The organism is Nocardia sp. NPDC102475, from assembly GCF_055584605.1.
Genome location: NZ_JBVJLS010000029.1, coordinates 73,673 through 95,277, shown reverse-complemented (window position 1 = coordinate 95,277; position 21,605 = coordinate 73,673). Strand labels below are relative to the sequence as shown.

Below are 21,605 nucleotides of genomic sequence, written 5' to 3'. Positions count from 1 at the left end.
CTTCATTCGACAAGATCGAGGGCAGCGCCGACGATCGCGTCGGCGTCGATCCCGTGGTATCGGTAGACATCGGCCAAATCGCCGGATTGGCCGAATCGGCTTACACCCAGATGAGTTGACGGAGTTCCATGAACAGTCGCCAGGAACGCCAGCGTGTGCGGATGCCCGTCCAGCACGGTGACCAGGGGCCGAGCCGCGGTCCCCAGTAACAGACTGTCCAGAATCCAGTCTGGTCCGTCGTCGAGACCGCGGCGTGCCTGCACCGCCTGGAAAAGAAGCCCTGGGCTGGTGATACACAGCACCTCTGCGGGAAATCCGAGAGTAGCGAGACGGTCGGCGGCCGCGAGTGCTTCCGGTAGCACGGCGCCCATCGCGGCGATGGTCACGGTCGCGCCAACAACCCGGCGCAGTACGTACCCACCGGCGACCACCTGCTTGCGCCGCCGTGCCCGGGCCGCGGGATCGGCGGGCACCTGCGCGAGCGCCTGGTCGATCGGTCGCGTGGACAACCGAAGATAGGCGGACTGCCCGTCCGGTCTGCCGAGCCGCGCCAGCGAAGCGAGCAGCACCCATTCGGTGTCGATGACGAATGCGGGCTCATAGGCGGTGCATCCGGGCTGTTCGAGGCCGATCGACGGGGTTTTGATGGATTGGTGGGCACCGCCCTCGGCAGCCAGCGTCACTCCGGAGGGCGTGCCGACAATGATCGACTGCCCGCCGCCGTAGATGCCGAACGACCACGGTTCGAGTGCGCGTTCGACGAACGGGTCGTACAGCACACCGATGGGCAGCAGCGGCTGTCCCCACCGGCTCCAGGTGGCACCCAGCTCACCAAGTGCGCAAACGAGATTGGTTTCCGCGATGCCCAGTTCGATGTGTTGCCCATCGGGGCTTTCCCGCCAGTGCAGGATGGTGTCGGGATCGTCGGCGAACCAGTTGGTTCGCTCGGCTGCCGACCAGGTGCCGACCTTGTTCACCCACCCACCCAGGTTCGTGGTCGAGCTGACGTCCGGGCTGACGGTCACCACTCGTTCGCCGACTTCGGGCGCGGTTCGGAGCAGGTCGAGCAGGGTGCGCCCCAGGCCCTCCTGGGTCGAGCGTTTTCCCGCCGGGGTCCGTTCGAGATCGAGCGGCACCGGCGGCGCGGTGGTCTGCGGTATCGGCGGGCGGGCAAGGCGCGCCGCAGTGCTCGCGCAGATATCGGCTTCGCCGCTACCGGCCGGAAATACCGCCCATGGATCGGCCCGGTCGATGCCGAGCCGGTCGGCCAACTCGGCGACCTGTGCGGGGGTCAGCAACGACGAGTGGTTCTGGGGATGTCCTTCGGTCGGCAGTCCGTGACCTTTGATGGTGTACGCGAAGATCACCGTCGGCCGGGTGTCGTCGATCGCGGCGAATGCGTCCGCCAATGCTTGCTGATCGTGTCCACCGAGATTGCGGAAGGTCCGCAGCAATTCGTCGTCATCGAGATCGTCGAGTATGCGTCGTATCCGATCTGCGGCATACCCCGAGCCGGGCAGCCGGTCGCGCAGTTCGGACGGCGACAACCGCAGCAGCCGTTGGTATTCCGGATTGGCCATCGCATCGATGCGTTCCCGGAGCGCATCCCCGTCGGGCCGCGCGAACAGCGATTCCAGCAGTCTGCCGTATTTCACCGTGATGACCTGCCAGCCGGCCGCCGCGAACATATTCGCCACATAGGCCGCGGCGACCTGGGGCACGACCCGGTCCAATGACTGGCGATTCACGTCGACTATCCACACGACCTCGCCCAGTTCCCGGACCATCGGATCCAGTACGGTCTCCCAGCACGCCCCCTCGTCCAACTCGGCATCACCGACCAACGAGTACTGCCGCCCGTCGCCCGCGCCGCCGAATTTGGTGTCGACATAGCGGCGAGCCAGCGCACCCCAAACCGGTGCGGTGGCGCCGATGCCGACCGAACCTGTCGAGTAGTCGACGGGGTCGGGGTCCTTGCTCCGGCTGGGATAGCTCTGCAGCCCCCGGAAAGCACGCAGCGTGGTGAGGTAGTCGGCGTCGAGTTCACCGAGGAGGTAGTTGATCGCATGCAGCACCGGGGAGGCATGCGGTTTGACCGAGACCCGGTCGCCCGGCCGCAACTGGCGGAACCAGAGTTCGGTCATGATCGACACCATCGACGCACTGGAGGCCTGGTGCCCGCCGACCTTCATCCCGGACGTATTCGGTCTCGTGTTGGCGTGGTCGATCATCGCGACGGTGAGCCAGAGCACGCGTTGTTCGACGCGTCGGAGTGCCTCGGCCGACAGGACAGGCGGATTCGCGGACAACGATGTCTCCCGGCAGTTTCCCGGCGAACCGCCCGTGCGGTACCGGATATGGATATCGACTTGCCCATCAAGCCAACTCCGGGGCACCGCTGTGACGCTTGGGCTACGGTGCAAACACATTTCGGCGCTTTGGACCCGAACCCATACCGCGCGGTCGAACTGCCGAGCACCGATCACACTCCGTCGAGAACCACCCCACCCAACTCCTCCGCCAGCGCGAGTGCCGCCTGTAACTGCATGCGCCGGACGCCGATCTTGCGGCCGCGCAATTCCTCGGCACGCTGTACGCGGTAGGCGACCGTGTTGCGTGCGACATGCAGCTTTTCCGCCGCCGCGCTGAGGCTGCGTTCGTCATCGAGGTAGCACTTGAGCGTCGCGCGGAGAACGGCCGTCGCTTCCCCCGCCCCTGCCAGCGCACCGAGCTCACGGATTACGAATTCGCGGGCCCGCTCCGGGCGACTGCCGATCATTGCCACCAGATCGAGCTCGCCGTAGTCGTACAACCAGCGCACGCCGGTGCCGAGCATCCCAAGCTGCGCGGCCTCCGAGGCCTGGTGATGACTGGTGATGAAGCCCCGAATGCCGGGAGCGGCGACGCCGACGGCCATGCGGATACCGGCTGTCGGCCGCAACTGCTCAGCGTCGGACAAGTCCGGCGGGCGGCGAACGCTCGCGCCCCAGGCCCACACCCGGCGACCACCGACAGGTATCACCAGTGTCGACGAGCATCCGGCGGCTTCCAGCAGGGTGGCGGCGGCGCCTTCGAGCTGTGTAGTAGCGCCTATCGGCACCGGCCCGTCGGACCAGCCGATCACGGCGAGATGCTGCCTGGTCAGGTCGTAGCCCAGCAGGCGCGCCGCCCGGTCGACCGGGACCGGGTCGCCGCGCAGAATCTCCTGGATCATTTCCATTCGCGCCGCGGCCGAACTCGCCAACCACGCGTCGTGGACCTTGCCGTACTCCCGTGCCATCTCGGTCGATAGTCGATCGGTGATGCCGAACAGCAGCGCGGTAACACGCCGCATCTGGGTGAACCGTTGCGCTGCGGGGACGAATCGTTCGGCCGCGTCCAGCACATAATCGACGGCGACCGCATGGCCGACCTGAACGCTGCGCAGCATAAGTTCGACGCCGACCCCTCGGCTCACCACCTCGGTGGCACCGAGCAAGACCTCCGGCGCTGCCGCGATCGCGAAATCCTGGTCACCCGTCAGCGCCGCGACGGCTTCCAAGGCCACCGCCTCGCAACCGCCGCGCACCATCTGGACAATGCCGTCCACACCGAGCTCGGGGATTTCGGCGGTGATACGGGTCGCCATGGCCTGCCCCAGCTCCACCGCCCACCCCGCGGCACCTGCTCCCATCCGATCGGCGAACGCCGCGGTCTTGGTCGGCGACAACACCGAGTGACGCAGCGCCGCAGCGTCTTTCGGGGCGAGTTCACGCACCCATCGAGATACGAAGCTGGACACCGGTCCTCAGCGAGGGTCGCTGGGCGGACTCGGTGCGACCGCTGGCCGAGAGAATAGGACGGTGGTCGACCTAGGACCGAACCGCCCCGGCGACGGCAAGAATTCGATGCGCATCCGCGGGTCGGCGGCGCGGCCGAGCGCCGTGAACGCCGAGTGACTGTAGGCCCGCAATCCGCTGATGAAGCCATCGTGCACGAACGGACGCACCGACGAGAACAGCACGCCCGCCAACAGCAGCGGGAATGTCAGAATCGGCGCGAGCGCGAGTCCGATGGGGCGGCCCCTTCGCAGGTCGATGACCAGGAACCGCTTCCCGACCCTGGTCGCTTCGGCGATCGCCTGGTAGGCGACCGCCGGTGGCAGGTGATGAAATGACATGGCGAAGACGACGAGGTCGTAGCTGTCATCGGGGGCAGCTATCGCGGTCGCGTCCACAACCTGTGTCGTCACCCGCGGATCAGCGCCCAATTCCCCGGCGGCGATGTTGGCGACCGAGGTGGGGTCCAGGTCGCTGACGGTGACGGTGGCCGCAGGGTGGTACTCCAGGATCTTGGCGGAAAGCTTCCCGTGCCCGGCGCCGAGCTCGAGAATGCGGGGCGCGGGTATGTCGGCGAGCACCCGCAGCGCCGTGCGCGCATTCTTCTCGTGCATCTTGGCCAGCGTTCCGAGTCGATCCAGACTCGCGATGACCTTTTGTTTGAGTTCGTCCGGGACGTCATAGCGGTCGGTGTATTCCAACGCGTCGGTCTGCATTCGTCGATCCAGCCACGACGCATCCGGCCCGCCACGCGGCATAACCGCGATCGCCGATTCAACTTCACTCGTACCCATGCCCACTCCTCGCGACTCGAGAACTACGCGGTATCGGCAACATCGTAACCTTTACATGTCGACGACGGCGAAATCGGCAACACTGTCACCGTATACTGATCACGTGACCAATTCGTCGATCAGCGACAATGTGGGTATGGCACGCAGCACCGAACCCGCGAGTGACGGACCTCCGGCTCGTCGCTCGCCCGGGCGACCCCGGGTACCGTTCGACAAAATCATCACTACCGCTGTGCAACTCGTCGATGACGAGGGCGCTGCGGCGCTGTCGATGCGTACCCTCGCCCAGCGGCTCGACACCGGCACGGCGGTGCTCTATCGGGCCGTCAGCGGCCGGGCCGAACTTGTCGGTTTCGTGGTCGATTGGGTCTTCGGCGAGGTCGATTTCGAGGTGGACACGCCCGAGGGCAACTGGCAGGAGGCGTGTCGAGTGGCCGCACAAGCCATGTTCGACACGCTGAGCCGACACCGCGGCATCGCAACGTTGCTGATCGAACAGGTCCCTACCGGCCCCAATGTGCTCGCCCTTCGTGAGCGCTTCCTCGCCATGCTGCTCGCCGCGGGTTTCGCTCCCGAGGCGGCGGCCCGCGCCTACGCCACGCTGGCACGGTATGTCGTCGGGTTCGCCGCTCAACTGCACGACCCCACCGTCCCTGACCTCGAGCCCGCCCGCCTCACCGCGCTTTTCCACCAGCTCGATCCCGCTGATTTCCCGGCCACCATCGCGGTCGCCAACTGCCTGCCCGGCCAGAAGCTGGAGGACGAGTTCCGTTTCGGGCTGGACCTGCTCGTCGACGGGCTCGCGCTCTGGCGCGATGCCGCACCGCGCGAGCGCCGCTGAATCGGCCAGGGCAGACGAGGTCAGGAGATATCCCGCAGCGCCGCGACCGGGCATGAGTCCACCGCGGCACGTGCGGCGGGAACAAGATCAGCGGGCACCTCGTCACCTTCGAATCGGTAGACGAGCGCGGCGTCGTCATCGAGGCTGAACACCCCGGGCGCCTGTTCGGTGCACAGCCCGTGCCCCTCACAGCGGGGGTAGTCGACGGAGATTTTCATGCTGTTTCCCCTATCGGGACGGAATGAGTTGCAGCGGAAGGTGTTCGAAGCGATGGATGATGTTGTTCATCGCCCATTCGGGTTCGGCGGTGATCTCGATGCGCTCGACACGCTCGGCGAGTGCGGTGAGCATCGCCTGGGTCTCGAGCCGTGCGAGACCTTGTCCCGCGCAACCGTGCATGCCGTGGCCGAAGCCGAGTTGCCGGGTCGCGTTGCGGCGGATGTCGAAGGTGTCGGGGTCGTCCCATTCCAGCGGGTCACGATTGGCCGAGGAGTAGATCACCACCACTCGTGCGCCCGCCGGGATCCTCGTCGCGCCGATGTCGGCATCTCGAATCACCTTGCGGGAGAACGCGCGTAGTGGCGATTCGAATCGGACAACCTCGTTCACCGCGTTCGGGACGCGGGCGGGATCGTCTCTGAGCAGCTGCCACTGTTCGGGGTGGCGCGCGAAAAGGTACATGGCGCTGGCGATCGCGCTGATCGTGGTGTCCAGCGACGGAGCCAGAAAATCGATGAGGAGGGCGGGGCATTCCGCTGCGGAGAGTTTGCCTTCGTCGGCGGCCTGGAGCACCTCCTCCCCCACACTTCCCGGCAACAGGTCCCGCTCGCGGGCAAGCTTTCGGGTGAAGCGCATCATCCCTATGGCGGACGGCGTTGTGGACGCCGATTGGCGGTTAACCGGTCCGAGCGCGTCGAATGTCGCTCCGGCCCAACGCAGCAAATGTTCCCGGCCGTGCTCGGGCCAGCCGATGAGATCCGGGACGACCGACATGGGCAGCGCGGCCGCCAGTTCGGCGCCGTCGATCTGCCCCTGCGCCAGCGCCTTCTCGACGGCGGCAACCGCCTGTTCGTCGATCGAATCACGCATCGCTCGCAGCCCCCTCGGGGCCAGACGACGGGCGAGCAGCGCGCGGCGGCGGTTGTGCTCCTCGCCATCGCTGTTGAGGGTGGTGCCCTTGGAAAGCCGGTTGGCCACCGGGTTCAGGGCGACGCCTGGTCCGGAGACGAACGTCGAATCATCGAGCAGGACGGCCTTGCATTCGGCGTAGCGCGGCACCGCGTAGGTGCGCTGCTTGGCCAGCCAGACCACCGGGCCGAGCTCGCGCAATCGCGCGTAGTGCGGATACGGGTCGAGAATGCCTTGTCGGGAATAGATGTCCGGGCGATAGACCGGGGCATCGGCTCGATTACGCATCGGGTCCCCTCGTCGAAAAGGCCGTTGCGCCGGTGGGTGCGGATCGAACGGCGGGCGGAATAGGAGAATGGAGGCGGGGTATCGCGGCACAGAGCGTTGGCAGATCGCGTGCGGTTCGCTGCACGGTGCCGTCGGGTCGGATCAGCGCCGCGGTGGTGCGGCCCCTACGTAACCAGCGATACAGATCGGTGCCGGTCGGCACCACTTCCAGGACACCGCCGCGGTGCTCCACCGCGACACGGTCGGCGGGAGTGGGCGCGGCGGTGGTGAGGATGGCGTACCGGCCCGCGAGAACATCGTCCACGCGACGGTCTGCATCGAGCGGCACGTTGGGCACCAGCCTGCCTGCAAGACCGCGCCCCAGCCTGCCACGGCTGTTCAGGGCCGTAGCTCGCAACGGCGGAGTTTCGTCACTGGTCGCCATCGTGTCGAAGCCGGGGATCCGGTGCAACCGCGGCGCGACCAGCCTGCGGATCAGATCACCCACTTCGCCACCTTCGGTCATGGTGACTCCGGTGAGCTTCGCTAACCGGATCAGACTCCGCGCGTGCGGTTTTCGCTCCAGCTCGTAGGTATCAAGGACGCTGTTCGGGAGCTGGTCGCGAAGCACTGCGGCCAGCTTCCAGGTCAGGTTGGTGGCATCGCGCAGCCCCGTCCCCATCCCTTGGCCGATGAACGGTGGGGTGAGGTGTGCGGCGTCACCGAGGATCAACATTCGCCCGCGCCGCCAGTGGTCGGCGAGCTGGGCACGGAAGGTGTACTCGGCCACTCGCACCAGCTCGAGACGGTCGGTGTCGACATCCACCGTCCATGGCGCGATCAGTGGCCGCAGCCGCGTCATATCCGCGTAGTCGGTGGCGGTCTCGCCAGGTGCGAGTCGGAATTCCCAGCGATAGCGGGTCTTTCCGATCCGCATGTAGGTGGCCGCGCGGACCGGATCGCACACCTGATGCACACCGTCCCATTGGCCGAGGTCGGCGGTGGTGGCCACATCCACGACCAGCCATCGCTGCTCGAACCGCAGGTTCCGCATGCGCGCACCGATGGCCGCCCGCACCAGACTGTTGGCGCCATCGCAGCCGAGCACATAACCGGCGCTCACCGAACTCTCCGACCCGGTCGCACGGTCGCGGTATTCGACACGCACGCTGTCGGTTTCGTCGATCACCGCGGAGACCTCGACGCCGCCGCGCAGTTCGGCCAACGGGTATCGGGCCAGATTGGCGCGCAGAATCGCTTCGAGCTCCGGCTGATCGAACAGATTCGCCTCGGGATAGCCGTTGCGACTGCCTGCCGCGACCCGGTCGAATTGGGCGAGCACCCGCTGGTTCCGATCGATCAGGCGTAGCCCACGGGCCGGGCGCGACACGGCGGCGAACTGCTCATCGACACCCAACCGGGTCAGGATGCGACGCACCTCACCGTCCAAGTGGACCGCGCGCGGCTGCGGATACACCTCATCCCAGCGTTCGAGTACCAGCGACGAAATGCCGTACTGCGCCAGCAGGGTTGCCGCGGTGAGCCCGGTGGGGCCGGCGCCGACGATCACCACGGGAAGATGCGCGGCGGTCATCGGTGCGCACCGATGACGGTGACGACGTAGGCGAGCGCCAGCGCACCGATGACGATCGACGGCAGGTACTCGCGCACCCCGTCGCCGATCTTCAGATGCGTGATGAGAGCACCGATCATCAACAGCACCAGCCCGATTCCGGCGGCCGCCCCCAACGGCCACCACACGATACCGACCAGCACGCCAAGCGCTCCGGCGATCTCCAGCACCCCGATCGCGCGATACGCGGTCACCGAGAAGCCGGTGTGTTCGGCCCGCTGCCGCATATCCGCCACGGCAAGCACCTTGAGGACGCCGAGCGGAAGGAACCCGATCGCCAACAGGACAGCCAACACGATGGATGCGACTGTCATCGGCGCACGCCTACCTTCCATTCGACGGCGTAGCGGCCGAGCACCTCGGCCACCGCCGCTTCGTCGGCGGCATCGTCCACCTCGACGGACGCGACGACGGCGCCGTCCTCGATCGCGGTGGCAACACCGCGCACTCCGGCGACGTCGGCGAGCGCGACGGTCAACTCGTCACGGGTCGCGTCCGCGCGCAATCCCAATTTGTAGGGCTTGCCGACATCGGTGACCGGCAGCGCGTCGCGCACCGTCACCAACTTGGGTGCGGCGGCGCGCTCGGCGACCCGCTCCCCCGCCCACGTCTGCAACTCCGCGGCGGTGACGGTGGCGCCCGGCACCAGCGTGACGTAGGCGACCGGCACCTCGCCCGCGTGCACATCGGGGCGCCCCACCGCACCGGCGGCGCTTACTTCCGGGTGCGACAGCAGCGCGTCCTCGATGACCGCTGGGTCGATGTTGTGACCACCGCGGATGATGAGATCCTTTGCCCGACCGTGCAAATGGATGAATCCATCGGCGTCGAGATGGGCGAGATCGCCGGTGTCCAGCCAGCCGTCGACCAGCTTTCCGAGCCCGTCCAGCACGTAGCCGTGGGCACCGCGGCCGACGACGTAACCGGGAAAGACCGTGGGACCGCTGATCGCGAGCACGCCGGTCTCGCCGTCGGTCAGGTCGGTCCAGGAACCGTCAGAACCGATGCGGACGACCTTGGCCTGCTGGTAGGGCATGCGCTGGCCGACCGCTCCTGCCCGCGGCCGGTCCGGAAAGCTGCGCGCGCTGGCACAGGTGGCCTCGGTGAGTCCGTAACCCTCGATCAGGGTCACGCCGGTATGCGTCTCGAAATTCGCCCGGACCGCGGGCGGCAGCGGTGACGCGCCGACCATCGCGTAGCGCAGACTCGAGATATCCGCGGTGACCGGCACCTGGGCCAGCACCGCGTACACGGTGGGAACCGCGCTCATGGCGGCGATCCGATGGTGTTCCACGATGTTCCAGAACTCGCCGTACAGCGCGAAATCCCGGTACCCGAGCGGCCCGGCCCACACCACCGACTGTCCCTTGAACAGTGGTGCGAGCAGCGTAACCACCAGCGCGTTGACGTGGAACAGCGGCAGCGCCGCGAATATCACGGCGTCGGCGTCGAGCAGCGAGTTGGCCGCGATCATCCACGCATTGGCGACCTCGGCCGCATGCGTGTGCGCGGCGAGCTTCGGCACACCTGTTGTCCCGCCGGTGTGGAACAGTGCGGCCAAATCACCGGCGGCGGGCAGATCTCCCGCGAATCGCTCCGAGTCGTGCTCGGCCGCAAGCTTATCGAGGTAGCCGACACGTACGCCGTCGATCTCCGCAAGCGGTGGCGGCGTGTCGACCGCTCCGGTCGGTCGCAGTACCAGCACCGCGTCCAGCAATCCATCGGCGGCGAGTGCGCCTACGGCATCCCATGTGTCAGCGGCTAATTCGGATCCGGCAGCGATCAGTACGCGAGCACCGGACCGCCCGAGCAATTGCGCGATATGTTCTCTGGACAATCCACCGTTGATCGGGGCCGCGATGCCCGCCAATTGCGCGGCCAGCGTCGCGGGTATCAGCTCCGCGCAGTTGGGCGCGATCAGCGCCACGGCGTCGGTGCGCCTGATCCCGATGGCGTGCAGCAGATTCGCGTAACGGTGCACATCGGCGAGCAGTTTTGCGTAACCACTGGTGGTGGCTTCGCGCCAGCGCGCCGCGTCCGGGAGCACCGTGAGCCCGGTGCTGTCGGGCCGCAACTCGGCCGCCCGGGCGAGCAGCGCGTAGGTCGATTCGGGCAATCCGCGTTCGGCCAGCGGCACCGATTCGATGTCGGCCAGATCCGTCGGGAATTCGTAGCGCGGCCAAAGGTTCTGGTCGGCGGTAGTCAGCGGCATGGTCATCGCGCGTACCGCACGATCGTGCGCTGGCGGCCGAGATCGATGCGCGCGTCGTCGGTGCCGATCGCAAGCTCCATGATGTCCCCATCCTGCAAATATTTCGGGTTCTTCGCCTGCCGGTCGAAGAACAGCTTCCACTTCAGCGCGGCCGGCAGCAGTGCGCCGATGACCTCGACGACCTTGGGCGGGGCACTGATCGCGGTGCCGATCGGTGTGCCGGTCAGGAGCAGATCCCCGACACCCATCCGCTGGAACCGGGTCAGCGCTTGCAGCGTCTCGACCGGGCGATAGATCATATCGGCGGCCGTCATATTCTGGCGCTCCTCGCCATTGACCCACAGGCGCAGGCGCAGCTCGTTGAGTCGCGCGAGCTCGGCGGCGTCCAACAGGACCAGCGCGGGTCCGACCGGAGTGAACGTTGGATACGACTTGCCTTCATAGAACTGGGTTTTGGGCAGTTGCACGTCGCGAGCCGAGACATCGTTGGTGATCACCAGCCCGGCGATGTAGTCGCCGAGGTTGTCCGCGGTGATCTCGGAGCCGACCGGCATCTCGCGACCGAAAACCAGTCCGATCTCCACCTCGTAATCCAGCAGTCGCACATGCGCCGGACGGATCACCTCGTCGTAGGGACCGCTGATCGACCCGGATGTTTTGCGGAAGAACGTCAGCGGAACCGTGTCCGGATCACCGCCCGAATCCTTCACGTGGGATACGAAGTTAGTCATTTGCGCGACCACGCGGCACGGAGCGGTCACCGGTGCGACCAGAGCGAGTTCATCGATCGCGACCGAGTCGGTTCCCGCGGCCGCCGCTTCGACGGCCGGACGATCGGCCAGCAGCTCAGAGGTGGTTTCCGCGCGGGTGTCGACCTTGACCGCACCACTGGGTGTCTGCACCCACCAAGCGTCGGCGGTACGTAGAACGGACAGGCTCATGTATTGGCTACTTTCAGCAAGCCGCGCAGGCGGCGGAGGTCGAATTCGTTGTCTTCACGCAGGGCCGCGACGAGCGCACCCAGTTCACGCACCGACTCCCGGCCGGGAGCGATACCGAGGAAATCCTTGGTGACCGGTGGGCCCCATTGCGCCAACCCGGAGGCGGTCATCGGCGCCCAGCCCGGCTCGAGGGTGTTGTCGAACAGGTCCCCGTCACTGAAGTGCTCGACCAGGAACCCATCCGGATCACGCCAGTAGTCGAAGATCTGACTGCCCTGAATGTGCCTGCCGATCCCCCATGACCGGTGATAACCGTGCTCGCGCAGGAATTCCCCGCCCGCGGCCAGCGCGTCGATATCGGCGACCTGGTAGGCCGAATGCAGGTACTTGTCGGACGGCCCGAGCGTCAGCGCGAGGGTATGGTGATCGGTCGCCGTCGCGCCGCGATCGCAGCGGATGAAACTCATGACGGGGCCGCGTTCGCGCTGACCCGCGTAGTAGTGGAAGTCGCTGACGATCAGGCCCAGATTCTCCAAATACCAGTCCAGAGTTCGGCGATAAGTGGTGGTCTGGAGTACGACGTGGCCGAGCCGCTGGACCCGCGCGGGTTCGCGCAGCGGGCGTTGCGGTCGATTGACCCGAAGCTCGTCGTGCCCGTAGTTGAAGGTTTGCGGCTGCTGGGCGGGCAGTGCCGGCAATTCGTGCAGACCGGCGACGACCCGCACCCGTAATCGGCTCGGATCGACCAGCTCGACACCGACACCACCCAGGCTTTCCGGCAGCGGACTCGCCTCACGCCCCGCCGCCGCGGCCAGCCGCAGTACATCGCCGGTTTCCCCGGCGCGGAACACCGGGCCGAGGAAGCGCGAGCGCCCCCCACGGCGGATGACCACGCACGGCGCACCGGCATCGGTGCCGCGCAACTGCAATTCGTCGGCCGTCCGTGACACCGTGGTGAAACCGAACGCGCCAGCGAACATTTCGGCTCGCTCCAAGTCCGGTTTCACGAACTCCAACCAGGCCAGATCAACCACTTTGGCTACCGGATTACGCGCCCTCCCCGGGTGCTCACCCGCGAGCGCGCCCCGTTCGCTGTGCAGCCCTGCGTGTGAGTGACGGAGGTCGGTCATCGACCACTCCCTTCAGACTTCTGACGATATCGTCACTCACGAACAGGCCTTCAGTCAAGTGTTTCTGAAGAATTCGTCACCGATGACTCCATGACGTGATTTTCGGTCCGGCGTCAGATGATCGGTGTGATCTGCTCAGTGATGCCGAGCAAGGCTTTGCCGTAGGTTTCCAGCGACACCTGCGGCAGGATCACCGCGTGCCTGGCGGCGACGTTGGAGTCGCGCCATATTCGCTGCATGGTGTTGACCTCGGCGAATGCGCCCGAGCCGTGTGCGTCGAGCAAGGTGTTGAGCGCCTGATTGATGCTGCGTACCGCGACGGCCGCATCGCCTCGAATGCGAGCGCGGGCGACCAGATCCGGGTACTCCCCGGCGTCGGCGTACCGCTGAACATCCTCGGCCGCCCGATAGACATGCAAATGGGCGGTGTCGATCTGCAACGCGGCTTCCGCGATCAGCAATTGGAAGGCGACGGAATCGGCCTGCCGAACGATGGTCGTATACGCCAGCGACTTCTGGGATGCCTTGGTGCGCACCAACTCCAGTGCGGCCCGGCCGAGGCCGAGTTGCGGACCTATCACGACCATGACCAGCATCGGCCCGATGGCCGACCGGTAGAGCGGTGCCTCGGGATGCTGGGACAAATACCCGCCCGACAGCAGCGGGCCGAGTCCGCTCACTCGATGCTCGGGGACGAACACGTCGTCGACGACGATGGTGTTGCTGCCTGATGACCGCATGCCGGCGACGTACCAGGTGTCCTCGATGTGGAAATGCTCCCGCGGTATCGCGACCATGACTTGGTCGATGACCTGATCGTTGTCGTCGACGACCACTGCGCCGCCGGTCGTCCAGTCCGCGTGCAAGCTGGCGGAGGCATAGGGCCAGCTACCGGTCACTCGGTAACCGCCGGGCACCTTGCGAGCCTTGGCCGACGCCGCGAGCACACCGGACAAAATCACGTCCGGCCCGTCGGCGTAGGTCTCGTCCAGGCCCTGCCCGGGGTGCACGCTCGCGGCCCATGCGTTGATGTTCGACAGCGTGACCACCCATGCGGCGCCGCCATCGGCCTCGGCGATGGCCGCCGAGACATCCACCATGGCTCGCAGGTTGGTTTCCAGCCCGCCGTAACGGCGGGGAACCGCGATGCGAAACGCGCCGGCATCTTTCAATGCCTCGATGGTCTCGTCGGGGACGCGCCGGGCGCGCTCGGCGTCGGCGGCATTCTTCCGGATCAGCGGCGCCAGCTCGCGAATGCGCGACAGCACATCCTCGACGGTCTCGGTCCGGTCGTTCTCCACGGTGGTCATGCGGACTCCAAAAGTGTTGTGGTGGTGGGACATAGGGACTTCGCCGCTCAGGCGACGAGCCGGTGATACCGCGAGCCGTGGAAAACCAACGGCCGCGCGGTGGGACGTGCTCGCACACCGCGGATGGCGAGTACGACAATCGTGTGATCGCCCGCACGGAACTCCTCGCGTACGGAGCAGTCGAGCCATGCGGTCGCGCCGGGCAGCAGTACCGCCCCCTCGGCGGTGTGCTCGTACTCCACCCCGACGAATCGATCCTCCGAGCGCGACGCAAGTTGTCGGCACATCGGCTCCTGCTCGGCACCGAGGACGCTGAGCCCCAGCCTCGGCGCATCGCGCAGCGACGACCAGGTCCGCGAGCCGTTCATGATGCAGATCGACACCAATGCCGGGTCCAGCGACACCGAGGCGAAGGAGCTGACCACCATGCCGACAGGCTGTGCCAACGCCATCGCGCAGACCGCGATGACGCCACTGGGAAAGCACCCGAACGCCGACCGCAGGTGTTCCGGACCGGAAGGTGGTGGAGGAGAGGAGATCACCCGACAATCCTCACCCTGGATCGACCGTGCAGAGAGAGGCAATTAACACCAATTTCGCAACCGGATGGTGCGGTATGCACCACGCCGATAGTCTGGCGCGGGTGACCTCGCCGCACCCGTCGGACCGCACCCGAGAGCTGATTCGCACCATGGTCGGAGCACTGGTCCGCACTCAGGAATCCTGGGCGCCCGAGCTGGCCGCCGACTCGCTGAACGCGGCAGGCATGGAAGCCGCGGCCGTGGACCCGGTGCTGCGCGCCGCCGCGGAACGCGCGTTTCGGGCCAGCCTCATGCAATGGTTCACCCACAACCTGCGCAATCCAGCCGCACGCGTTCCTCCCGACCTCGGCGAGGAAGTAGTCCACATCGCACGGGATCTGATCAGACAAGGACTGGAAGAGGTTGCCCTGGCGGCCTACCGAGGAGGCCAGGCCCTGGCCTTTCGGCTCATGCTGAATACGGCCTTCGAATTCACCCGCGACCCGGATGAGCTCAAGAATCTGCTGGACGTCGTTACCTGGTCGATCAGTGACTTCGTCGAGAGCACGGTGGCCAGCGCTATGGATTTGATGCGCAAAGAACGGGCCGAAGTGTTGCGCGGCAGTCAGCCCGAACTCCGTGAGACGGTTGCCCTCGTCCTGGATGGCGCGCCGATCACCATTCAACGCGCGGAATCGAAACTCGGTTACCGGCTCGACCAGGCTCACACCGCCGTCATCGTGTGGAGTGCGGCCCCCGACGTCGCGCTGCGTCGAGTCGACGAGGTCGTCGAGATGCTCGGAAAACAGCGCAGCACTCGGGCCCTCACCGTCATGCAAGGCGCGACCACGAAATGGTTGTGGCTTCCAGGGACCGACACCATAAATCGCGAGCAACTACGTGGCGCCGTGGACCCGGCCGGACCCGTCCGAGTCGCTGTCGGCGGCCGCGCCGCGGGCGTGGCGGGATTCCGGCGCAGCCATCTCGATGCCGTTGCGGCACAACGCATGGTGGCGCGCTTGGATTCACCGCAACGCGTCGTCTTCTTCGACGAAGTTCAACTCGTGGCGTTGCTGACCAGCGACGCGGACGGCGCGGAGCGGTTTCTGCGGCAAATCCTCGGCGACCTGGCGGACGCCGCGCCCGAAATCCGGGAAACCGTCCTGGCATTCGTCGAGGAAAACGGCAGTGTGGGACGAGTCGCCGCGCGGCTCTACGCGCATCGCAACACCGTCCTACGCCGGATAGCGCGTGCGGAAACACTGCTGCCCCGGCCCCTTTCGGAGAATCCGGTTCAGGTAGCCGCCGCGCTACAGACCCTGCGTTGGACGAAACCCAGCCCCGCATAGCATTTCGTCTTCGTCAGACCGGATCGGGAGCATCCCACGGGACGAGGCCCGACAGCCAATGCGTTACTTCTTCCTTCTGATCATTGGCGTGCAAATGGCGGGGCGGCTGCGCGAACGTCGAATAGGGGCGGCAGCGGATGACGACCCGCTCTTCCTTCTCGGCCATGGCCTCGATGTACGGACGCGCATCGCTGCCGAGTTCCTGACCCGACATCCGGCCCGCTACCGCCATCATCACGTCGACCACGAGATCGCGATCCCGCTCGATCACCGCGTCGGCATAGACCTGCATGTAGGTGAACGGCCATCGCTCATCCAGCACGCACAGTGCGACTTTGCCGTCTCGTGCGATGACCCGGGCCTTACCACGACCCGCCATGGTGGAAACCAGCAGCTCGTCGTCATCGGTCGGGATGTAGTAGACGACCGACATACCGGGGCCATCATGCTTGCGGCGATATCCGAACACACAACTACGGTGCGTGCGCACGAATTCGCGGCGCTCCGAAGGGAACAGGTCACGATCCGTGGGAGCGGTGAAGGGCTCCGGTGCCAGCGGCAAGAACATGTGCCCGCCTTCCTTGTTTGAGATCCGATTATATCGGCTACAGCGTCTCCGTTATTAACGATGGAGTCAAGACCTGACACCGCCCATTTGCCCGATCGACTGCTGAACTCAATCTCGCGGTTCGACCCTTACCAGGCCCGTCTGGAAGGCGATAACCACCAGCTGAGCGCGATGCCGAGCACCGAGTTTCGTCATGGCGCGTTGCACATGAGTGCGAATAGTCAATGGGCTCAAGTACATTCGTTCGGCGATCTCCTCGTTGGACAGTCCCTCCGCTACCTGCACAACGACCTCGCGTTCACGGACGGTAAGGACAGCGAGAGATTTGGCGGAGGCGATTTGCCGTGCCGGGTGCGCGAGGAAATGGCCGATGAGGGCCCTGGTGGCAGTCGGCGAGAGCAGGGTGTCTCCGGCGGCGATCGCACGGATAGCGCCGAGCAGTTCCTGTGGTCCCATATCTTTGCCGAGGAAGCCGCCCGCACCCGCGCGCAGGGCGCGCGCTACGTACTCGTCGTGCTCGAAGGTGGTGAGGATGAGGATGCGGGCGGCCAAGGTCTCGTCGCGGCATATCTCCTGGGTCGCGGCGAGTCCGTCGAGTTCAGGCATGCGGATGTCCATCAGTACGACATCGGGATTCGTGGCCCGCACAACCGCGATGGCTTCCCTACCGGTTCCCGCGACGCCGACCACCGCTATGTCGTCAGTGGATTCGAGCAGCAGCCGGAAGGTCCCGACCAGAAGTGCTTGATCGTCGGCGATCACGACGCGGATGGTCATCGCTGCTCGGTGTCCTTCTCATCGTGGCCGACGGTGCGCGGCTCCAGGGGCAGTCTCGTGGACACTTCGAATCCACCGTCGGGCCGAAACCCGGCGAACAACTCACCGCCGACGGAGATGGCCCGTTCATTCATGCCGATCAGACCGTAGCCGGGCGCACCAGCCTTCGTAGATCCGTGCCCATTGTCCGAGATGCTGATCGTCAATAAGGTCCGCGAGTAGACCAGCCGGACCGACGCCACGGCTGGTCCGGCGTGTTTGGCGACGTTGGTCAACGCCTCCTGCACGATTCGGTAGGCCGTCAAGTCGACTCCGGGTGAAAGTAGCCGCGACTCCCCGGTAACCGACGTCGAAACCCGAAGCCCCATCGACTCGAAGGCGGACACCAGATCCGGGAGCCGGGACAGTCCCGGCGTCGGTTCCAGTAATGCTTCCGGATCATCCGCACGACGCAGCAATCCAACCGTCGCTTTGAGCTCGCGCAGCGCCGAGGAGGTGGTGTCGGCCAGCTGATCCAACATCTGTTGTGCCTGTTGGGGTTTGACGCGCAGCAGGTAGGCGGCGGTAGATGCCTGGGCGTGGGCCAGTGCCATGTGGTGCGCGACGATGTCGTGTAATTCCCTGGCGATGCGGACCCGTTCATCGGCGACACGGTGAAGTGCCTCCTCCTCACGGGTCCGTTCGGCCAGTTCTGCTCGCGCGCGCATGGCCGACAGATAGTTCTGCCTGTTTCGGGTCGCGTCCGCGAAGGCGCCGGCCAACATGAATCCAGCGAAGAGGCTGATCTTCCCCGGGGTGAAAAGCGACCAGGGACTGACCAGAATTGCCGCAACCAGCAAGACGATCCCGGCTACCAGCGGATAAAGATTGGCACAGCGGCGATCCGGTCGCGAACCAACCGAATGGGCCGCGACCAGAGCAGGACCGACCAACAGCCCCGAAACTCCGCATCCCATCGCGCCCATGACTACCCCGCAGACCGTGGTCACCGCCAGCACACTGCGCGAATACCCGCGGTGCCAGAGCATGGCTATGGCAGCGAGCGCCGCGAACGGAACAATGCCGGCGGACAGCGGGCGAACAGCTTCCGGAGGCGAGCTGTCGACGTCCAGCGTGCTCGCGAAGAGGGTGATCCCGAACAACACCCCGGCAAGCGTCACGTCAACGATCCGGGGATGGCGTTGCATCGACCCTCGGTCTCTGGAGATCGGCTCTCTGTCTTGTCCTATTGAAACTAGACCGCGCGACGAGGCGTAGGCGGTAGACCACCCCCGTTCCGGCCTACCGCATACGCGGATCGGTTCAAGCGCATGTGGTGACCAATTCGTCCTGGTCGCCCGCCACCTCGAGATTACGCAGCTTCTCGCCCTCGATATCCACGTTGGGAATAACCTTTTGCAGCCGACGTGGCAGCCACCATGCTTTGTCGCCGAGCAGGGCCAGCACGGCCGGGACGATGGTCATTCGCACGATGAACGCGTCGAAAAGGACGGCAGCGGCGAGGCCGACGCCGAGCATCTTGATCATCGAATCGGTCATCCCGACGAAGCCGGCGAAGACGGCGATCATAATGCTCGCCGCGGCGGCCACCACTCTCGCGCTGTGCCGAAACCCGGTAACGATCGAGTCGGTCGCAGATTCGCCGTGCACATACGCTTCACGCACCCGGGTCACAAGGAAGACCTCATAGTCCATCGCCAAGCCGAACACCACGCCCATGAGGAAGATCGGCACCATGCTCATCAGGGGCCCGATCTGCTGAACGCCGAGCAGATCGGCGAGCCAGCCCCATTGGAAGACGGCGACAACCACCCCCAGTGCCGCACCTATCGTCAACAGGAAGCCCAACGCCGCCTTGAGCGGAACAAGTACCGACCGGAAGACGAGCATCAGCAGCAGAATCGCCAATCCGACCACCACCGCCAGGTAGGGCAGCAGACTATCGGAAAGCTTTTGTGACAGGTCGATATTCAGCGCGGTTGTTCCGGTGACCAGCATGTTCGCCCCGGTCGTCGCGCGTAGCTCACCCGCCTCGACCCGCAGAGTTTGGACCAGGTCCTTGGTCTCGGCGGCGGTCGGCCCGGTTTGCGGCACCACGCTCAGGATGGCGGTGTCACCGGCCTGGTTGAACATCGGCGCGGAAACCGACACGATGCCTTCGGTCGCGGTGACGGACTTTTCCGCCTGTGCTACAGCGGCTTTCGGGTCAGCCGCGCCGTACGCGTCCACAACGATGGTGAGGGTACCGTTGACGCCCGGGCCGAACCCCTCGGCGAGCGCGTCATAGGCCCGGCGCTGGGTGGTCGAGGTCGGCTGCGAACCATCACTCGGCATGCCGAGCGCCAGGTCTTTGATCGGAATGGCCAGCACCCCGAGGCCGATCACCGCAAGCAACAACACCGGGATCGGGCGGCGCACGACGAACCGCCCCCAGCGAGTTCCCAAACTGTCCTTGACGTTTCGATTCTCGTCCGGCTCGGAAACGGCATTGCGAAGTCGGCGCGGCAGGACTGCGTTCTGGAAGAACCCGAGCAGCGCGGGCAGCAATGTCAACGCGATCACTACCGCGATCAGCACGGCACCCGCCGCCGCCAAGCCCATGCTGGTAAGGATGGGAAGGCCGACCAGCGAAAGTCCTGCCAGTGCGATGACGACAGTCAGCCCGGCGAAAATCACCGCCGAACCCGCCGTACCCACCGCATGCCCGGTAGCCTCCAGGGCGGTTCGTCCAGCTTTTCGTTCGGCCGAGTACCGCGAGACGACGAACAGGGCATAGTCGATGCCGACCGCGAGACCGAGCATCATCGCCAGCGTGGAGATCGTGGACGACATTCCCAGCGTCACGATGGCGGCCACCCCGATGCCAATTCCGATCAGTGCGGTGATCAGCGGAAGTCCTGCCGCCGCAATAGATCCGAAGGTGACGAGCAGCACGACCGCGGCAACGGCCACGCCGATCACCTCGGTCACACCCGCCTCGGGCGGCGTCTGCATGACGGTACCGCTGAACTCGACGGTCAGCCCACTCGCCCGGCCCTGCTCGACCGCATGCTCCAAGGCTGTTTTGGTCGCCTCGGTGATACTCGTGCTCGCGGCGTTGTAGGTGACCGTGGCATAGGCGGTCGTAGCGTCTTTGCTGATCGTACCTACCTGAAAGGGGTTGAGCGCGTTGGCAACCTGGGGGCCGGCTACGACTTCGGCCAACACTTTCTCCACCGCCGCCTGGTTCGGGCCAGCGGTGATCAGTTGCCCCTGCGGCGCCGCGAACACGATGCGCGCGTCGGCGCCATCGGATTTGCCGCCCGGAAAACGTTCATCGAGCAGATCGAATGCCTGCTGCGACTCCGTGCCCGGCATCGACAGGTCGCTCTCGGCCGCCTCGGGCGCCCGCAACGCGCCGAACACCAGCGCGGCCAGTAAACCTACCCAGATCAGCGCGACGATACGCCGCTTTTCGAAGCAGAACCGACCGAGTCGGTAGAGGAATTCAGCCACGAGGTCGATGGTTGCCCGGCAGATCGGTAGTCGTCATCGTGCAGGTGCAGGCTGTTGGGACTACTGCATATGCAGTACAACTGTCCTGGGCAGGACTAGCCACGGGGATCGCGCGGTGTGCATCCAGCACCTGCCGACGGACTTAAGCTGGGAGAAATGAGTACACGACCTGGGTTACGGGAACGGAAGAAGGCGGCGACCCGCGCCGCGATCGCGCAGGCCGCCGCGACGTTGACCCAGGAGATCGGCCTGGACAAGGTGACGACCGACGCTATCGCCGACGCCGCAGGCGTCTCGGTGCGCACCTTTCACAACTACTTTCCCAGCAAGGAAGCCGCCGTCGAACATGCCGTCAGCAGCAGCGTCGACGACCTGGTCGCCGCGCTCACCATTCGACCTGCCGAGGAGGACACGTGGGACGCGATGCTGGCCGTCACCCTCGAGATGTTCCACGCCATCCCCGGGGGCATCGAGGCAGTCTTCGCCATGATGCGGACCCTCGAATCGACGCCATCTTTGATGTCCAGGTACGTCCTCGCCCGCACGGCGGATAAGCAGCGGATGGCGGAAGTCATCGCGCACCGGACCGACACCGACGCGGACACCGATCTCTATCCGATACTCGTAGTCACGGCGTCGGAGGCGGCAGTCCAAGCCGCAGTGGCGTTGGCGGACAAAGGATCCGGTCGCGACTTCGAGGAGCTACTGACCGAGGCGTTCGACCGTCTGCGGCCCGCACGCAACCATCCCGGAGCAGATTCTTAGAAACTTGCCAAGTACCGCAAACTTGCCGAGTCGTGCAAGTTTGCTTTAACCTGGGA

At 65.7% G+C, this 21,605-nt stretch carries 19 protein-coding genes; 3 read left to right on the top strand and 16 right to left on the bottom strand.

All coding sequences use genetic code 11. The features are described from left to right. Positions 1–2: 2 nt before the first annotated feature. The 3 genes from ACZ60G_RS37160 to ACZ60G_RS37150 form a co-directional block, all read right to left on the bottom strand. Positions 3–2,309 carry a transketolase-like TK C-terminal-containing protein gene (locus ACZ60G_RS37160; RefSeq protein ID WP_465816366.1) on the bottom strand — a complete coding sequence of 769 codons (2,307 nt, stop codon included), beginning with the start codon at positions 2,307–2,309 and terminating at the stop codon, positions 3–5. A 173-nt stretch (positions 2,310–2,482) separates the two neighbouring features. Next, the gene (locus ACZ60G_RS37155; protein WP_465816364.1) at positions 2,483–3,781 is read right to left on the bottom strand and encodes a PucR family transcriptional regulator; all 1,299 of its coding nucleotides are present in this window, start codon (positions 3,779–3,781) and stop codon (positions 2,483–2,485) included. Between the two features lie 6 nt (positions 3,782–3,787). Then, positions 3,788–4,612: a class I SAM-dependent methyltransferase gene (locus ACZ60G_RS37150; RefSeq protein ID WP_465816362.1), complete on the bottom strand. Its 825-nt coding sequence runs from the start codon at positions 4,610–4,612 to the stop codon at positions 3,788–3,790. A gap of 103 nt (positions 4,613–4,715) precedes the next feature. Here ACZ60G_RS37150 and ACZ60G_RS37145 point away from each other — a divergent pair, with 103 nt between their 5' ends. After that, positions 4,716–5,453 (top strand): TetR/AcrR family transcriptional regulator, encoded by a 738-nt coding sequence (locus tag ACZ60G_RS37145; RefSeq protein WP_465816360.1) that lies wholly within the window; start codon positions 4,716–4,718, stop codon positions 5,451–5,453. A 20-nt stretch (positions 5,454–5,473) separates the two neighbouring features. Here the strand turns inward: ACZ60G_RS37145 and ACZ60G_RS37140 are convergent, their stop codons facing one another. From ACZ60G_RS37140 to ACZ60G_RS37100, 9 genes are all read right to left on the bottom strand, one after another. Further along, positions 5,474–5,671 (bottom strand): ferredoxin, encoded by a 198-nt coding sequence (locus ACZ60G_RS37140; protein ID WP_465816358.1) that lies wholly within the window; start codon positions 5,669–5,671, stop codon positions 5,474–5,476. Positions 5,672–5,681: 10 nt separating this feature from the next. Beyond that, positions 5,682–6,869 (bottom strand): cytochrome P450, encoded by a 1,188-nt coding sequence (locus ACZ60G_RS37135; RefSeq protein WP_465816356.1) that lies wholly within the window; start codon positions 6,867–6,869, stop codon positions 5,682–5,684. Further along, positions 6,862–8,442 (bottom strand): bifunctional 3-(3-hydroxy-phenyl)propionate/3-hydroxycinnamic acid hydroxylase MhpA, encoded by a 1,581-nt coding sequence (gene mhpA / locus ACZ60G_RS37130; protein WP_465816355.1) that lies wholly within the window; start codon positions 8,440–8,442, stop codon positions 6,862–6,864. Before mhpA ends, ACZ60G_RS37135 begins: the two co-directional genes overlap by 8 nt. After that, positions 8,439–8,795, bottom strand: coding sequence for a DoxX family protein (locus tag ACZ60G_RS37125; RefSeq protein WP_465816353.1), 357 nt, complete (start codon positions 8,793–8,795; stop codon positions 8,439–8,441). The genes mhpA and ACZ60G_RS37125 overlap by 4 nt, the downstream gene beginning before the upstream one ends. Further along, on the bottom strand, positions 8,792–10,699 hold the full coding sequence (locus tag ACZ60G_RS37120; RefSeq protein WP_465816351.1) for an acyl-CoA synthetase: 1,908 nt from the start codon (positions 10,697–10,699) through the stop codon (positions 8,792–8,794). Before ACZ60G_RS37120 ends, ACZ60G_RS37125 begins: the two co-directional genes overlap by 4 nt. Then, the gene (locus tag ACZ60G_RS37115) at positions 10,696–11,634 is read right to left on the bottom strand and encodes a fumarylacetoacetate hydrolase family protein (RefSeq protein ID WP_465816349.1); all 939 of its coding nucleotides are present in this window, start codon (positions 11,632–11,634) and stop codon (positions 10,696–10,698) included. The genes ACZ60G_RS37120 and ACZ60G_RS37115 overlap by 4 nt, the downstream gene beginning before the upstream one ends. Next, complete coding sequence (locus ACZ60G_RS37110) at positions 11,631–12,764, bottom strand: VOC family protein (RefSeq protein ID WP_465816347.1); 1,134 nt, start codon at positions 12,762–12,764, stop codon at positions 11,631–11,633. Before ACZ60G_RS37110 ends, ACZ60G_RS37115 begins: the two co-directional genes overlap by 4 nt. Before the next feature lie 113 nt (positions 12,765–12,877). Beyond that, positions 12,878–14,074 (bottom strand): acyl-CoA dehydrogenase family protein, encoded by a 1,197-nt coding sequence (locus tag ACZ60G_RS37105; RefSeq protein WP_465816345.1) that lies wholly within the window; start codon positions 14,072–14,074, stop codon positions 12,878–12,880. A 47-nt stretch (positions 14,075–14,121) separates the two neighbouring features. Next, positions 14,122–14,616, bottom strand: coding sequence for a flavin reductase family protein (locus ACZ60G_RS37100; protein ID WP_465816343.1), 495 nt, complete (start codon positions 14,614–14,616; stop codon positions 14,122–14,124). A gap of 101 nt (positions 14,617–14,717) precedes the next feature. On the opposite strand from ACZ60G_RS37100, the gene ACZ60G_RS37095 reads away from it, so the two are divergent. Then, positions 14,718–15,944, top strand: a complete 1,227-nt coding sequence (locus ACZ60G_RS37095) for a PucR family transcriptional regulator (RefSeq protein ID WP_465816341.1) — start codon at positions 14,718–14,720, stop codon at positions 15,942–15,944. 13 nt (positions 15,945–15,957) lie between these two features. Here ACZ60G_RS37095 and ACZ60G_RS37090 read toward each other — a convergent pair whose 3' ends face one another. The 4 genes from ACZ60G_RS37090 to ACZ60G_RS37075 all read right to left on the bottom strand — a co-directional run bounded on the left by ACZ60G_RS37090 (position 15,958) and on the right by ACZ60G_RS37075 (position 20,784). After that, positions 15,958–16,512, bottom strand: a complete 555-nt coding sequence (locus ACZ60G_RS37090; RefSeq protein WP_465816339.1) for a pyridoxamine 5'-phosphate oxidase family protein — start codon at positions 16,510–16,512, stop codon at positions 15,958–15,960. Positions 16,513–16,620: 108 nt separating this feature from the next. Then, a complete protein-coding gene (locus ACZ60G_RS37085; protein ID WP_465816337.1) occupies positions 16,621–17,289 on the bottom strand; it encodes a response regulator transcription factor in 669 nt (222 codons plus the stop codon). After that, positions 17,286–18,476, bottom strand: a complete 1,191-nt coding sequence (locus tag ACZ60G_RS37080; protein WP_465816336.1) for a sensor histidine kinase — start codon at positions 18,474–18,476, stop codon at positions 17,286–17,288. Before ACZ60G_RS37080 ends, ACZ60G_RS37085 begins: the two co-directional genes overlap by 4 nt. A 115-nt stretch (positions 18,477–18,591) precedes the next feature. Then, positions 18,592–20,784 (bottom strand): MMPL family transporter, encoded by a 2,193-nt coding sequence (locus ACZ60G_RS37075; RefSeq protein WP_465816334.1) that lies wholly within the window; start codon positions 20,782–20,784, stop codon positions 18,592–18,594. A gap of 156 nt (positions 20,785–20,940) precedes the next feature. Between ACZ60G_RS37075 and ACZ60G_RS37070 the strand changes: the two genes are divergently transcribed. Then, positions 20,941–21,549 (top strand): TetR family transcriptional regulator, encoded by a 609-nt coding sequence (locus ACZ60G_RS37070; RefSeq protein ID WP_465816332.1) that lies wholly within the window; start codon positions 20,941–20,943, stop codon positions 21,547–21,549. The last annotated feature ends 56 nt before the right edge of the window (positions 21,550–21,605 follow it).

Excerpts from the sequence above, each read along its gene's own strand:
- ACZ60G_RS37090 (WP_465816339.1), bottom strand. The coding sequence starts at position 16,512 with ATGTTCTTGCCGCTGGCACCGGAGCCCTTCACCGCTCCCACGGATCGT.
- ACZ60G_RS37135 (WP_465816356.1), bottom strand. The coding sequence starts at position 6,869 with ATGCGTAATCGAGCCGATGCCCCGGTCTATCGCCCGGACATCTATTCC.
- ACZ60G_RS37115 (WP_465816349.1), bottom strand. The coding sequence starts at position 11,634 with ATGAGCCTGTCCGTTCTACGTACCGCCGACGCTTGGTGGGTGCAGACA.
- ACZ60G_RS37070 (WP_465816332.1), top strand. The coding sequence starts at position 20,941 with ATGAGTACACGACCTGGGTTACGGGAACGGAAGAAGGCGGCGACCCGC.
- ACZ60G_RS37150 (WP_465816362.1), bottom strand. The coding sequence starts at position 4,612 with ATGGGTACGAGTGAAGTTGAATCGGCGATCGCGGTTATGCCGCGTGGC.
- ACZ60G_RS37080 (WP_465816336.1), bottom strand. The coding sequence starts at position 18,476 with ATGCAACGCCATCCCCGGATCGTTGACGTGACGCTTGCCGGGGTGTTG.
- ACZ60G_RS37140 (WP_465816358.1), bottom strand. The coding sequence starts at position 5,671 with ATGAAAATCTCCGTCGACTACCCCCGCTGTGAGGGGCACGGGCTGTGC.
- mhpA (WP_465816355.1), bottom strand. The coding sequence starts at position 8,442 with ATGACCGCCGCGCATCTTCCCGTGGTGATCGTCGGCGCCGGCCCCACC.
- ACZ60G_RS37120 (WP_465816351.1), bottom strand. The coding sequence starts at position 10,699 with ATGACCATGCCGCTGACTACCGCCGACCAGAACCTTTGGCCGCGCTAC.
- ACZ60G_RS37110 (WP_465816347.1), bottom strand. The coding sequence starts at position 12,764 with ATGACCGACCTCCGTCACTCACACGCAGGGCTGCACAGCGAACGGGGC.
- ACZ60G_RS37105 (WP_465816345.1), bottom strand. The coding sequence starts at position 14,074 with ATGACCACCGTGGAGAACGACCGGACCGAGACCGTCGAGGATGTGCTG.
- ACZ60G_RS37125 (WP_465816353.1), bottom strand. The coding sequence starts at position 8,795 with ATGACAGTCGCATCCATCGTGTTGGCTGTCCTGTTGGCGATCGGGTTC.
- ACZ60G_RS37085 (WP_465816337.1), bottom strand. The coding sequence starts at position 17,289 with ATGACCATCCGCGTCGTGATCGCCGACGATCAAGCACTTCTGGTCGGG.